10 protein-coding genes are annotated in these 13,954 nt (G+C 33.6%); 4 read left to right on the top strand and 6 right to left on the bottom strand.

What is annotated here, in order from left to right:
* Positions 1-100: 100 nt before the first annotated feature.
* Both B0M43_RS20470 and B0M43_RS20465 read left to right on the top strand, forming a co-directional pair.
* Entirely contained in the window at positions 101-1,345 is a 1,245-nt protein-coding gene (locus tag B0M43_RS20470) for a glycoside hydrolase family 71/99-like protein (RefSeq protein WP_078007987.1), read from the top strand.
* Between the two features lie 26 nt (positions 1,346-1,371).
* Positions 1,372-3,390, top strand: a complete 2,019-nt coding sequence (locus B0M43_RS20465) for a glycoside hydrolase family 97 protein (RefSeq protein WP_078007986.1) — start codon at positions 1,372-1,374, stop codon at positions 3,388-3,390.
* Between the two features lie 195 nt (positions 3,391-3,585).
* Here the strand turns inward: B0M43_RS20465 and B0M43_RS20460 are convergent, their stop codons facing one another.
* Positions 3,586-4,503: a hypothetical protein gene (locus tag B0M43_RS20460; protein WP_078008033.1), complete on the bottom strand. Its 918-nt coding sequence runs from the start codon at positions 4,501-4,503 to the stop codon at positions 3,586-3,588.
* A 569-nt stretch (positions 4,504-5,072) separates the two neighbouring features.
* Here B0M43_RS20460 and B0M43_RS20455 point away from each other — a divergent pair.
* Positions 5,073-6,242 carry a hypothetical protein gene (locus B0M43_RS20455; protein WP_168199967.1) on the top strand — a complete coding sequence of 390 codons (1,170 nt, stop codon included), beginning with the start codon at positions 5,073-5,075 and terminating at the stop codon, positions 6,240-6,242.
* Between the two features lie 187 nt (positions 6,243-6,429).
* On the opposite strand, the gene B0M43_RS20450 is transcribed toward B0M43_RS20455, so the two are convergent.
* A complete protein-coding gene (locus B0M43_RS20450; protein ID WP_078007985.1) occupies positions 6,430-6,864 on the bottom strand; it encodes a DUF6526 family protein in 435 nt (144 codons plus the stop codon).
* A 349-nt stretch (positions 6,865-7,213) separates the two neighbouring features.
* Positions 7,214-7,696, bottom strand: coding sequence for a DNA-deoxyinosine glycosylase (locus tag B0M43_RS20445; RefSeq protein WP_078008031.1), 483 nt, complete (start codon positions 7,694-7,696; stop codon positions 7,214-7,216).
* Positions 7,697-7,915: 219 nt separating this feature from the next.
* Here B0M43_RS20445 and B0M43_RS20440 point away from each other — a divergent pair, with 219 nt between their 5' ends.
* Complete coding sequence (locus B0M43_RS20440) at positions 7,916-8,941, top strand: AraC family transcriptional regulator (RefSeq protein ID WP_078007984.1); 1,026 nt, start codon at positions 7,916-7,918, stop codon at positions 8,939-8,941.
* A gap of 365 nt (positions 8,942-9,306) precedes the next feature.
* Here the strand turns inward: B0M43_RS20440 and B0M43_RS20435 are convergent, their stop codons facing one another.
* Genes B0M43_RS20435 through B0M43_RS20425 form a run of 3 tightly spaced genes read right to left on the bottom strand, consistent with a single transcriptional unit; the run spans position 9,307 to position 13,818 of the window.
* Complete coding sequence (locus B0M43_RS20435) at positions 9,307-10,506, bottom strand: FAD-binding oxidoreductase (RefSeq protein ID WP_078007983.1); 1,200 nt, start codon at positions 10,504-10,506, stop codon at positions 9,307-9,309.
* Complete coding sequence (locus B0M43_RS20430) at positions 10,503-10,991, bottom strand: low affinity iron permease family protein (protein WP_065449132.1); 489 nt, start codon at positions 10,989-10,991, stop codon at positions 10,503-10,505. Before B0M43_RS20430 ends, B0M43_RS20435 begins: the two co-directional genes overlap by 4 nt.
* 7 nt (positions 10,992-10,998) lie before the next feature.
* The gene (locus tag B0M43_RS20425) at positions 10,999-13,818 is read right to left on the bottom strand and encodes an AsmA family protein (RefSeq protein WP_078007982.1); all 2,820 of its coding nucleotides are present in this window, start codon (positions 13,816-13,818) and stop codon (positions 10,999-11,001) included.
* Positions 13,819-13,954 lie beyond the last annotated feature (136 nt).

The following is a 13,954-nucleotide window of genomic DNA, read 5'->3' as shown; positions in this document are numbered from 1 at the left end:
TGATAATCTTTTAATCTGTGGCAAAAAAAATCAGCTCAATCTGCCAAATCTGCGTGAGAAAATTCAGTGGCAAAAAAATAAAAACAAATAAAACGTCAATATGAAAAGAGCTATCACATTATTGTTTTTTGGGATCATGAATGTTTTAGTCGCCGCCGGTTGTAGCAGCGATGATAAAAATTCTGATACTCCCACAGAACCGGAAACAATTGAACCTGTTGCGATTGAAAAAACAAATAGCACCAAAATTTATGTTCATTATATGCCTTGGTTTGAAACCAATGAAAGTAGTGCCGATAAAAAATGGGGATATCACTGGACAATGGCCAACAAAAATCCAAATAACATTGGCGCAAACAATCGCAGAGACATTGCGTCGTACTATTATCCGCTCATTGGCCCTTATCATTCAGGCGATAAAAATGTGATCGAAAATCATTTATTATTGATGAAATATTCAGGAATCGATGGTGTTTTGATCGATTGGTACGGCACTTTTGATGTAAACGATTATCGAATGGTAAAAGAAAATACAGAACAGCTTATCGCGATGCTGGACAAAGTTGGACTAGAATATGCCATTGTTTATGAAGACCGATTTTTGCCAAATGTTGTCAACGCCGGAAAAGCAATTTCGGTTACCAGTGCAGCCAAAACCGATTTATCTTATATGGAGAAAAACTATTTTGATGATAAAAATTACATCAAAATAAACGGAAAACCATTACTGCTTAATTTCGGTCCAATCGTATTACAAACACCAGCCGAATGGACGAACGTTTTTAATGTTCTGACAACAAAACCTACTTTTTTAACACTCTGGAACGAATCTGTAGATGCCGGAGATAATGCCTCGGGAGAATATGCCTGGGTATATAAAAATAACACTTATCTCAGTGATTTTTATACCAATAACAAACCAAAATTAGCTGTTGCAATGGGAGGCGCTTATCCCGGTTTTAAAGATTTTTATGCCGAAGGTGGTGGCGGAGCTGCAATTGGATGGACAATAGAACACAACAATGGAGCAACTCTTGATGAAACACTTGCTCTGGCTAAAAATGCAAATTTAAATTACCTGCAATTAATTACATGGAATGACTTTGGAGAAGGAACAATGTTCGAACCAACAGTAGAATTTGGTTATACCTATATCGAAAAAGTAAAAGCATTTGCGGGCGTAAAAAGTGCCGAGACTGTTTTTCCTGAAATCAGTAAAATGTATAATCTGAGATTAGAAAAGAAAGGCAATGCCGATGCCCAGAAAAAATTAGATCAGGCTTTTAATTATTTTGTCTCTATGCAGCCAGCAAAAGCAAAACAGTTACTAAACGAAATTAAATAAAGAGTTGTCATTAATACAATTAAATAATGAAAAACATAAAATATAGATACTGTCTAATCGCTTTAGCATCAATGTTGATCGTTGCCTGCAGTACTAAAAAAACATACAAAATAAGTTCTCCCGGAAAAAATACCGAATTAATTTTTGAATTAACTCCTTCGGGTCAGCCGCAATATAGTTTAACATCAAACGGAAAATCTGTTATAGAACCTTCGTTATTAGGATTTGAATTTAAAGGAATCCAAAAAATGACAGAAGGTTTTGAAGTGGTTTCCACCGAAGAAAAAGCAGCTGATGAAACCTGGGAACAGCCTTGGGGCGAATTCAAAAAAGTAAGAGATCACCACAATGAACTGATTGTGCATTTGAAAGAATCAAAAGGTGAAGAACGTCTGGTTGATATTGTTTTCAGGGTTTTTGATGACGGTGTTGGTTTTAGATACGAATTTCCAAAACAGCCTAATTTAGGGAAAGTAGAAATTTCAAACGAAATCACGCAATTCACTTTTAAATCAGATAATGAGGTGTGGTGGATTCCCGTGCATCGCGAAAACAGCTATTACGAAAGTACCTACCGTAAAACTGCTGTTAGTAAAACCGATACTATCAATACACCGGCTACTCTAGAAACCAAAGAAAAATTATTTGTGGCGATTCACGAAGCCAACTTAACCGATTTTGCCTCAATGACGTTACTTAAAACAAATGATAAACAATACAAAAGCGAATTAGTGCCATGGGCTAATGGTGTAAAAGTATATGCTCAAACGCCTTTTAGAACTCCGTGGAGAACCATTGTAGTGGGAAAAAATCCTGGAGAAGTAGCCACTTCGACCATCATGCTAAATTTAAATGATCCTTCAAAAATTGAAGACCTTTCCTGGATTACACCTTCAAAATATATCGGAATCTGGTGGGGAATGCATTTAGAAAAATTCACTTGGGGACAAGGACCAAAACATGGCGCGACGACTAAAAACACAAAAGAATACATTGATTTTGCGGCGAAAAACAATCTTGACGGAGTTCTGGTAGAAGGCTGGAACGAAGGCTGGGATGGCGACTGGACTGCAGATGGCTCTTCTTTTAGTTTTGTAAAAGCCTATCCTGATTTTAATCTGGAAGAAATTACTAAATACGCCGCTATTAAAAATGTTCGTTTAATAGGACATCACGAAACGGCTGGAGCCACAAAACATTACGAAAGCCAATTAATAGATGCTTTTAAACTGTATCAGAAAATGGGCGTAAATACTGTAAAAACGGGTTATGTAAATAAATATCTGGATAAAAAAGAATGGCACGATAGCCAATACGGAGCACGTCATTACAGAAAAGTAATGGAAACTGCGGCTAAATATCATATCATGATCGACAATCACGAACCTATAAAAGGAACCGGATTACAGCGTACGTACCCAAACTTTATGACGCAAGAAGGCGGAAGAGGACAGGAATACAACGCATGGTCTGTCGACGGCGGAAATACACCGGAACATTTAACCACTTTGCCTTTTACCAGAATGCTTTCAGGACCGTTTGATTATACGCCGGGGAATTTCAATTTTGATTATAAAACACCATCAGGAGCAAGAGTACAAACGACTTTGGCAAACCAGTTGGCCTTGTATGTCATTATTTTCAGTCCGTTGCAAATGGCATCAGATTTACCGGAGAATTACGAAGGAAAACCGGAATTTCAGTTCATAAAAGATGTTCCGTGTACGTGGTCTGATACCAAAGTTTTAGATTCTAAAATAGGAGAATATACCACCATTGCCAGAAAAGACTGGGACGAGAAAGACTGGTATTTGGGAGCTATCACAAATAGTTATGCCAGAAATCTTAAAGTTGCATTATCGTTTTTAGATGCCGGAAAAGAATACGAAGCCGAAGTGTATGCAGATGGAGCAGGAGCAAATTACAAAACAAATCCGTATCCTGTGACCATTTCAAAACAAAAAGTAAATAGCAAAACAATATTAGATCTTAAATTGGCAGCTGGAGGAGGAACAGCTATAAAATTTACTCCAATAGAAAAATAAGTTAGTAAGTTTTATTTTGAGTTAAGTTTAAGTTTGAGCAATAAAACCCGATAGCTGTAATAGTTATCGGGTTTGTTATTTTTTCAAGTTTCAGGTTTCAGGTTTCAAGTTTCAAGTTTCAGAAAAAAACCTTTGACCATTTGTATCTAAAACTTAGAATCTTAGTACCTTAGAAACTTAGGTCCTTTAAAAAAACTAATGCTTATATAGCTTAACATGATTCCCAAAAGTATAAGCAGCACTAATAGTGGGACCGTTATAGCCCCATTTTAAATATCCGTTTAGCCTGTCTCTTTCAGTATCTACTTTAAAATTTAATCCTGTATATCCTGCAGTAAGACTGAAATTTTGATGCACATTATAAGAAAGAGCTAAATTATAACTTATGATACGGCCATCAATATTATCAATTTTTAGGGCAAGATAATTGGCATTAACATATAAGCCAAATCGTTTTGCTAAAACAAATTCTCCCCAGATTCCCACATCCGGTAATGGTGCAGTAAAATTAAAATTATCTCTATACTCTGCAATTGCCTGATTGGCTTCAACGCGTATTCCTAAATCAGCAAATAAAACGTGAGCACCAATTAGCAAACCGGCCTCATATTTTGGTTGAGATAAAAAGGCATAACCATAGGCAATTCGGGCAATTTGAACATCAAAAAAGGCATTAACCCTTGTGTTTATATTATAGGTGTGTTCTCCAAAATTAATTTCTTTTTGTAAAGTTTTCGATGAACTTCTGTCAAGGGCAAAAAATTCAAAACCCAATCTTGATCTTCTTGAAATACGCCAGTCAAATGTTCCCACAAAGGAAGTACTTGATTTTGAAAATCCTAAATCATCTTCCAGATCTATTTCTGTACCACGATTTCCATTGTTGCTGCCCACTTGGATTTGTGTATTATTGACAGGAAAAAAAACTCCGGCAGTTACTTTAAAACGTCTTGCGTGCCAGGGTAACTCGTTAGCATCATAGTCCTGAAAGTCTTCTGAACTATTTCCTTGCAGAGAAGGTAAAGAATGTTCTGAAGGAATTTCTGCAGTGGTTTGTGCCTGAATTGAAAGAAAGGAAAGAGAAACTATCAAAAAATAAAATAATTTTTTCATTGGATTTATTTTTAAATTTATTGATAAAATTTTAACACTTAAAGTTAACAAAAAAAAACATTCATTTTTGTTTTTAGATCTTGTAATTTATAAATTAGATCTGAATATCAGTAAATTATAGGTTTGGTAGGCTTTGTTAGTATTCATTTAATTTAGAAACCTTTGTTATTAGAATGGCAATTTTCGGAAAAATGTCTTATAAAAAAGTGAGCCGCGTGAGGGATAGAAGTAGTCCGCCGCGATGATGGCACGCCCTAATTCAATATCAATGGCAATGGCAAAATTCAATATCAAAATTCAATATCAAAATTCAATATCAATATCAAAATTCAATATCAATATCAAAATTCAATATCAATTTCAAAACTCAATTTCAATATCAAAAAGAGTATCAATGAAATATTTTTTTTAAAATTTTGTATTCTATCTTATTTTTGATTGTAATTGATTTTTGCCATTGCCATTGCCATTGTAGTTGCCATTGCCATTGTAATTTTCATTGATATTGATTTTTGCCATTGCCATTGTAATTGATTAGGCTATATTTGAGAGTAAATCTGAAAACAATTATGGATAAAAAATTAAAACAATACCTTGTAAAGTCTTTCGTAGTACTATTATTGATTCATTTAGGCTATTTTTTATATGGCTATTTTAAGTTTGAAGGAATTGGGAATATCGACATCTATACCGAGTTTTACAGGTTTAAGTTTTATGATGATGTTTCTATTTCGCAATTTTTTATAACAGGTTTGTTTTTGCTTTTTTTCCTGATTTTTTTATTAAAGAACCACTCGAAACAAAATTATTCTTTTGTAAAACTGCTTAAAATAGGAGGCTTATTGCTCCTTATTTCTTTTTTTAGTTTTTCATTTTTTATTAGTTATAGTTTTGGACTAAATGCCAAATTAAGAACTGAATTGTCTGAGAAAAAGCTGAATAAGGACAAAGTATTGCTGAATGTCTTACGTCCGTTTTTGTATAATTATACTTCGTACAGTTCAGAGAAATTATTTAATCCTGTAAATATATTATACCCAAAACCGTATCCGGTTATTGAAGTTGCCGACAGTACTTTGATTGGTAGCTATTATAGTGTAGAATATAATTATTACAGTATTGACACGCTAAAAATGTTAACAGCAGATTTAGATAAACTCTCTACAGCAACGAGTACGATTTTAGACAGCATTGGTTTTGGTAAAAAAGAACTTCTGGAGCGTATCATCAAAAAAAATACTATAAAAGACAGCACCGAAATCATCTACAAAGGCAGGAATGTAAATCCTGACTATGACGAGGATATTTGCATATTTATAAAAAATAAAGCTTTGTACAAGCCTGTAAAAGGTATTGCGATAGAGAAACAACAATATGATGCTGCGGTAAAACGATATAAGCTGCTTTATACCATTAAAGAAGATTCGTTACTCTATAATTTTCAAAAGCTGGATACACTTTTAAGAAAATATAAGATCGAAACAAGTATAGTACCAAGAGATCTGGCCAAAGACGTTAGGTTTTATCAAAATCATGATAATGAACCTCTGAATGCGATTAGAAATAATTATGACAGAAAGGCGCTAACAGATAAATTTGATACATTGGAACGTTTGTTTTACCAACCCAATTATCTTCATCCCTCTATTATTGAAATCTTCTTTGCTGTTGTTGTGGGAGCCTGGTTAATAGGGTTCTTAATGTACATTTTATTCAATTATAAAAGAAAAAAAGTCTAAGTCAAATTGATTTTTAATTTAGACATTCATATTAATTTTTGAATTGAAATTTAAAATTGATATTGCCATTACCATTACCATTGATATTGCCATTGAAATTGATATTGCCATTGCAATTGATTTTTGCCATTGCAATTGATATTGCCATTGCCATTGATTTTTGTCATTGCCATTGCTTTTGCCATTGCTAAACCCTGTTATAATCGGCTTTCCAGTGCACGATCGCTTTTTTTATGGCATCTCCGCTAAGGTTATTTTTTAGCGCGTCTTCTATAAGAGGCAGCAGTTCGTCATCCGGAGCAAAACGAAGGCCGAAAATTTGATCATCGGTTAGTTTGTATTCAATTTCCTCAAATCTTTTTCCGGTAAGAGTAAAATAGCGATACCGAATTTCGAGACGTACAATTCGGTTTTGAAGAATCAGGGCATAATGCTGACGAAGCATAAAAGCCAGGCAAAATAAAAACACAAAAACAACGCTTATAAAAGACCATATTAGCGTATCGTTTGTAGTAAAAGCAAAGTAAATACTTGCAGCCAAAAAGATAGTCAGAATAGGGTAGTAAACAAAATGATGAGGGGTGTAGAACCTGATATGATTGTAGTAAGTCTGAATTTTCATAATTTATTTTGTTTATGGTGTGATATTAAAAAACAAAAGCTACCCTAAAAAATAGAATAGCTTTTTTTCCAAAAATAAACTAACATAACCAATGTTCTCTTTATAATTAAACTTATTTAAAAGTTCTCTTAGTAGTATCTATATTTAAAAAAAAGCCTCAATCTGCATCCTCTTTTTTCAATGGCTTTATTTTGTTTGGTAAAATTAGTTGATCTGATAAAAAAAGCTTTTATATTTTAAAGTGTAAATGTTACATTATTTCAACTTTCTAAGCTGAATAGTTATTTTTTTTCTCTATAAATTCATAATGATGCAGATTTAAGTTGTTGATATTGTGATTGATGTGTCATTATAGCGAACTTATAATTTTCCATTGCTGTACTTTAGACTGATAGGTTTGACTTGCATTAGCAGGGCTTGTAGAAGGTAAAGTAATAAACTCATAATTTTTCTTTAATTGAACATATTTCTTAAAGAAAGCAGCTGCCTTTTGCCCGTTGAATAGTATGGTTTTAATGTTTGGATGTTGCTCTAAAAATGTTTCAAAGTCATTTGCTATTTCATTTTTTATAGCACTATCCAAACTTCCAATCCTGTCGCAAAACTGCAGCACATCCCATAATGCAACTTTGTTTTTTTGCAAAAGCGCTTTTCTCTTTTCATAATCATTCGAAAAATCTTCCTTAAAAATCTCAAACATGAATTTCCAGAAATTATTTTGGTTATGACCGTAATATTGATTTAGTTCTAATGATTTTGTTCCGGGCATTGTGCCTAAAATCAAAACATTAGCATCATCATTAGCGATAGGCGAAAAAGAAAAACTCTTCATATATGTTGTACTATTTATAGAAGAAAGGTAAAAAATATTACTGTTAAAAACATCATTCATAAGTAATTATAAAACAATTTCGAAAAATTATATAACACTTTTCGTTCACTTGTGAGCGAACTTTGATTTGTTGATTTTTAGAAATCCGGAACCACAAATTGGCTTTTCTTTTTTTATAAATCTATATAAAATGATGTTGAATTTTAAATCCCTTGCAAAATGAAAATAGTTACTATAAACACAGAAAGAATTCAAAATATTTTTGAAGAATTACAAACAAACTTCGGCGGTAAAGTAACTTTTGATTTAGACGAATATAGACTTGAAACGAACAATAGTTTTGCAAAAGGTGCTATAATTGGTGCCTCTTTTAATGATAATATTTCGTATGTTGAGTTCGATATGACTTTCGCTGAAGATGTTCGAATGGATGTTGTAAACCCAATAGAATCGCCAGTTTATTTTGCGTATTGTTCTAAAGGAAGTTTATCTCATAGTTTTGGCAGTACCGGCGAAGAGCGAAAATTTAAAACATTTCAGACCGCGATAGTTACATCAAAGAAAAATCAGGACAATGTATTGTTTTTCGAAAAAGATAAAAAAACAAAATTTACCCTTATAATAGTAGGAACCCAGCTTTTGCATCAGGATCCTACAAATTCTCTGAATCAAAAAGTAAAAGAAACTTTCTTTGAAAATAATAATGTTCAGGATTTCTTTTACGTAGGTTCTTACAACCTGAAAATTGCCGAAAAAATCGAACAATTAAATGCCATTACGCAAACCGGAATAGTTAGAAATCTTTTGAAAGAAGGAATTCTTCGAATTATTCTCGCAATGGAAATTCAGCAGCATACAGATGATTTAAGCGTCAGTGCAAAAGATACTAATTGTCTTACCTTACGCGAAATGGAAGAAATAAAAGAACTTTCTGAAGCCATTAGAGCCAATCCAGAAGAAGCTTTTACCATTAAATCCCTAAGCAAAAAGTCAGGTTTGTCGCCAAATAAATTGCAGGAAGGTTTTAAACTCATACATAACAGAACCGTAAACGATTATATAACGCACATGCGCGTTTTAAAAGCCGAAATCTTAATCAGAACTTCTGATCTTAATATATCCGAAATAGTTTATTGCATTGGTTTTACCAGCAGAAGCTATTTCTCAAAAATATTCAAACAAAAATTCAATTGCAGTCCAAAAGAATATAAATTCAACTTGAATCCATTGGCTATTACAGCTTGATTGAAAAGTTGCTGAGGTTCTAAGACACTAAGATTTTAAGTTTTTTATTTGCGAAAAATTATACTATATACTAAGACGTACATCAAGTGCGTCTTTTTTTTATGTTCATACTATTTTTCAGGAGCTGTTTCCTGCTATCCACTTGTATCTTTTCCTGGCTAAAGGAGCCAGAAAAAGGATACCGCTTCTATCAGGGCTATGGCACTGGTTTTCATTAGATATTTTGTTTAGGAGTAGATAATAAATCATTACATGTCTTCAATTTGCAATTACAGCGTTCTATCTACAAAAAAAAAGACGCACCATTGTGCGTCTCGAAGAAAAACTTAGAATCTTAGTTTCTTAGAACCTTAGTATCTTAAAAATTAACGTCCAAACCTATAATACTCTAAATCCTGATTTTTTTTATTATTAATAGAATCCAGAATTGAGTTCATGCCGATAACGCTAAAAGTAATTCCGTTGCCTCCAAAGCCCAAAACGTAATGTTCGTTTTTGTTGGGATCCGGTTTTCCAAAGTAAGGCAAACCATCTTTAGTTTCGCCAAAAGTTCCTGCCCAGGAATAGTCAATTTTAAAATTGATTTTGGGGAATTTTTTCTTAAAATGTCTTAAAAGATATTGTTCTTTTTTATCTAATAATTTGTCACGTTTTTTGGCATCCTTAAAATCTTCATCACCGCCACCCATAATAATCCTGTTGTCTGAGGTTACCCTGAAATACAAATATGGTGAAGAAGTATCCCAGAAAATAGCATTCTTAAATGCTGCAGGTAACATTTCTATGTTTTCTGATGCAATTACATACGTACTTTTTAAGTCAACTACTTTCTCAGTTAGCGTTTCGGTACTTTCGTAACCGCTGCAATGAATAATATGTTCTGCGGTGATTGTAAATTTATTTTCGGTATGGGCAATAGATTTTGCTTTTTGATGCTGTATTGAGGTAATATTGGTACGATCATAAATTTGCATTCCCTTTTTTTTGCAGTAATGCAGTAAATCATTCGCCAGTCTGTAAGGATCCATAACGGCTGCAGTTTTAGATTCTATCGCTGCAATGGCATTTAAGCCCATTTTTTCAAGATCCCATCTTTCGAGCCAGTTTACATCAAATCCATGTTCTTTTCTGCACTTAAATTCATTTCTCAAAAAGGGGATATCTTTTTTTAAGGAACAGTAATAAATACTTTTTTTAAATTCGAACTGGCATTCACTTTTTATGGTATCTATGATAGTCCTTAAATCAAAAATTGCTTTTTTTCCATTTGTGTAACTGTCAACGGCACATTCTACACCTCTGATTTTGATGAGTTCATGCAACGGAACATCGATTTCATATTGCAGCAAAGCAGTACTTGCGGCAGTGCTTCCGTTAGCAACGTCGCGGCGATCAACTAGTACAACTTTTTTTCCTGCTGAGATTAATTGATATGCAATTAAAGCTCCTGTAATTCCTCCGCCAATAATTAAAATTTCTGTATTAAGATCTGAATCTATAGACGGGTAGCTGTATCTCATGGCACTTTTTAATGGCCAGAAAGTTTCAGAGGAACGTAGTTTCATTTTTTTGTTATATTTCGGGTACGTAATTTAGTTCTGTTTTTGTCTTTGCGTTCGTGTTGTTCAGAGGCTTCCGCAATAGAATGTGAACTTCTGATGCTTTCCTCATTTTTGGCGAGTTCACTAAGTTTGTGGTAATATTTCTGAACAATCATCATCTCTTCTTCGGTCATGCTTTCAATATCAACTAAGCTATTGCTGGAGTATTCATTTGAAGCAACCAGCTCGTTTAGCTTTAACTGAATTGCAAGCGAATCTTTATTTTGTGCTTTCTGAATTAAAAAAACCATCAAAAAAGTTATAATTGTCGTTCCGGTATTGATTACCAGCTGCCAGGTTTCTGAGTAGCCAAAAATGGGACCTGAAACTGCCCACGCCACCACGATCAAAAAAGCACCTATAAACGCTGTAGTACTTCCGGCAGCTTTAGAAACATTTGTGGCAAATTTTTCGAAAGCGCCACTTCCTTTAGATTTTTTTGTTTTCATTTTCATTTTACCTTTTACGTTTACTCACTTTTTCTTTACGAATAAGTTTGTTGTGTTTTTCGTCATAAACAGCAGCATTGATTTTTTGACCCGTTTTGCTAAATATTTTAATTTTAGGATCCTGATGCGTTCCTGTAATTACAATAGGAAATCCTATGATTCCAAAAGGAGGTAAGCCTAATCGCATTCTTAAATCCAAAAGTCCGTCGAAACTTGTCGTTCCCTTTATTGTGGGCCTGAAACTGGCGACACTAAAAGTAAAATCTTCAATATGAATTAAATTATTATCGATTGTAGAATTGATTTCGATTCCTTTTAAATTAGGATCGTCCAAACCTTTTTGTCCGGTTTGTGAACTAATCCCATCAAATAATTTTAATCCTTTGACTTGTACGTCACGTAAATTCAATTTTCCGCCTCCTTCAAGAGAAGGATAAATAGGGCTCATGTTTCCGTCTAAATCACCTTTTATTTTATAATCTACAGAAATAATTCCCTGTGCTTTTTCTGCAGCAGACACCATTTCACGAAACATCGGAATTTCTTTGTATGCTCTTTGAACGCTAAAATCTTTGGCAGTAAAATGAGCATCAAAATGGGCAGATGTTGGCGACTCGTCTTTATAAGTAGCATTGATTCCTACCAAACAATCTATAATATTAAAATTGGCGTTTTCTAAATAAAAACCCGCTTTTGTCATTCCAACTTTACCGTTAAGTTTATTTAAAACCAGTCCGTTATATTCTACTTTATCCGCATCTGCAGTCAGGGCCACATTTAAGTTTTTAGGTACAATAACCACTCCGCTCATTTTAGGATGATCTTCTTTTGCATATTCTACTTCAAGATTACGATCTGTATTTTCCCCTTCTTTAAGCGCCATAAATTCATCAACATTAATCAGTTTTGATTTCATTTTAAAATCTCCGCTCAATGTTCCGTGGGATTCCAAAAAATAATTAATCGTATTGAGTAAATATCCGTTTATGGCAAAATCTGATTTTCCGTAAGTGGCATCGAATTTTTCGAACCACATTTTCTCATTCTGAAAACGGAAATTCCCTTGTTTGATAAAAAATGCTTTTGGAAAAAGTTCTGATGTAGCTTTGATGTTTTTTAAAATAATAGTTCCCTTATTGTCCAGCTTATCATATTGTCCTTTTGTGGCATAACTTTGTTTTCCTTTAAGCGAAAGATCTGCTTTTGCATAACCCGTTACATCAAGTCCTTTTTGCGAGAAAACCTGATAAATTCGTCCCACGTTTAGCTCTCCTTTTATTTTGGCATTATAAGCCAAATCACTAAAATCTGATAAAGTAGCATTTACATACATCGGACTTCCCTCAAAAACAAATGATGCCGGAGCAACAGCAACAATCAAATCCTGAAAAGTTCCGGCTTTGTTGAGTACATTGGCTACAAAAGTGATGTCTTTGATAGGATTAGGATACGAGTCGGTTTTTAGCCATCCGTTGCGCAATGAAATGCCGCCAATGGTTTTTGGGAATAATTTTTTTGAAGTACTAAAAATACCTTTAGCCTGAATATTTGTTTTTAAAGTTCCTTTTAGATCAATACTGCTTAGACCTATAGCAGCATCAACTGTAGCCAGATCTAATGCACCTTTTACGCTTGCATCTACGGTCATTTCGTTAAATCCTTTGCTGCGTAAATAAGCGGTAAAATAATCTTTCTCGCCTACTTTAAATTTAAAAGTTTTTAGATTGATTAAAAGTTTTTCGATGTCAAGAGAAGGCAAAATTGCATTTAGATTCATCTGAAAATCAGTTAATGGGGCAGGAGCATTCTGATAATTGATTGCACCTTTATCGATTTTTAAATTAAAAGCTAAATCCGGTTTTTGCTTTTTGGCAACATTATAATCGCCTTTAAAAGTAAAAAGCAAATCACTATTACCTGAGATTTCGGTTTCATTCATCCAGGTTAAATATTCCGGAGGCATTACAGAAAATAAATCCTTTAGCGTAGTGTTTTCAGAAGCTGCTTTGATATTAATTTTATATCCTTCTCTTAAAATAGTAAACAAACCAGTAAATTTTAGTGGTAATTTATTGATTCGCAATTCATTTTTTTGAAGTATAAACGAAAGTGCATGTGTATTAATTCGGGTAATTAAATCAGCACGAACTTCTTTTTTTCTAAGATAAGCGGTACGGTCGTAATAAAAATCGACATTATCGATTCTGGCATCGGTATTTAAGTCAAAAATATCTTCACTTAAGTTTCCTTTTCCAACATAATTAAAGCCTTTTGCATCGACCAGTATTTTGGCAGAACGATCGTTGTATTTTACATGACAATCTTCAAGATCAATTCGTTCTAAACGAATCGCAGTTCCTTCTTCCGGAGCATTAGGATCGTCCGTTTTTTTATCGCGATCTTCGGGAGCTACATAAATGTTATAATTGGCCTGTCCTTTTTGGTTGACCATTATATTAATTAAGGCTTTAGAAACATATAATTTATTAATTTTTACTTCGTTATCAAAAATCAGTCTTTTCAGGTTGATACCAAAAGCGACCTGTTCTGCTTTTAGCAAAGTATCATTGCTAAAAGGCGCCGATCCTGTCATTGACAAATCATCAAGAGAAACAGTCAGGGAAGGAAAGTGTGTAAAAAACGAAAGTCTGGATTTCGAAAAATCCAGTTTAGTGTCTAATCGCTCGTTGGCGATTTTTTTTACTTCTGTAGCAACGGTTCCGGGAAATAGCAATGGTATCAAAAACAATAATAGCAAGATACTTGCTATTACTATTCCTGTTACTTTTAATATTTTCAGGCTTATATTTTTATATGAAGTTTTCATAGTATTTCAATTTATTCCATAAAAAAGGTATGGATAGATTTTAAAATATGGCTCATAGAATAATGGCGAGAGGCGTGTAATTTTTTACGTAAAAAAGATATTGCTTTGAGTGAAAGTAATTTTATCCGGCATGTTT

It is taken from the genome of Flavobacterium sp. KBS0721 (assembly GCF_002007065.3).
GTDB lineage: Bacteria > Bacteroidota > Bacteroidia > Flavobacteriales > Flavobacteriaceae > Flavobacterium > Flavobacterium piscis.
This window is presented reverse-complemented; position numbering and strand designations above follow the sequence as displayed.

What these genes read in the sequence shown, in the direction of transcription:
- B0M43_RS20470 (WP_078007987.1), top strand. Translation starts at nt 101, where the DNA reads ATGAAAAGAGCTATCACATTATTGTTTTTTGGGATCATGAATGTTTTA.
- B0M43_RS20465 (WP_078007986.1), top strand. Translation starts at nt 1,372, where the DNA reads ATGAAAAACATAAAATATAGATACTGTCTAATCGCTTTAGCATCAATG.
- B0M43_RS20460 (WP_078008033.1), bottom strand. Translation starts at nt 4,503, where the DNA reads ATGAAAAAATTATTTTATTTTTTGATAGTTTCTCTTTCCTTTCTTTCA.
- B0M43_RS20455 (WP_168199967.1), top strand. Translation starts at nt 5,073, where the DNA reads ATGGATAAAAAATTAAAACAATACCTTGTAAAGTCTTTCGTAGTACTA.
- B0M43_RS20450 (WP_078007985.1), bottom strand. Translation starts at nt 6,864, where the DNA reads ATGAAAATTCAGACTTACTACAATCATATCAGGTTCTACACCCCTCAT.
- B0M43_RS20445 (WP_078008031.1), bottom strand. Translation starts at nt 7,696, where the DNA reads ATGAAGAGTTTTTCTTTTTCGCCTATCGCTAATGATGATGCTAATGTT.
- B0M43_RS20440 (WP_078007984.1), top strand. Translation starts at nt 7,916, where the DNA reads ATGAAAATAGTTACTATAAACACAGAAAGAATTCAAAATATTTTTGAA.
- B0M43_RS20435 (WP_078007983.1), bottom strand. Translation starts at nt 10,506, where the DNA reads ATGAAACTACGTTCCTCTGAAACTTTCTGGCCATTAAAAAGTGCCATG.
- B0M43_RS20430 (WP_065449132.1), bottom strand. Translation starts at nt 10,991, where the DNA reads ATGAAAACAAAAAAATCTAAAGGAAGTGGCGCTTTCGAAAAATTTGCC.
- B0M43_RS20425 (WP_078007982.1), bottom strand. Translation starts at nt 13,818, where the DNA reads ATGAAAACTTCATATAAAAATATAAGCCTGAAAATATTAAAAGTAACA.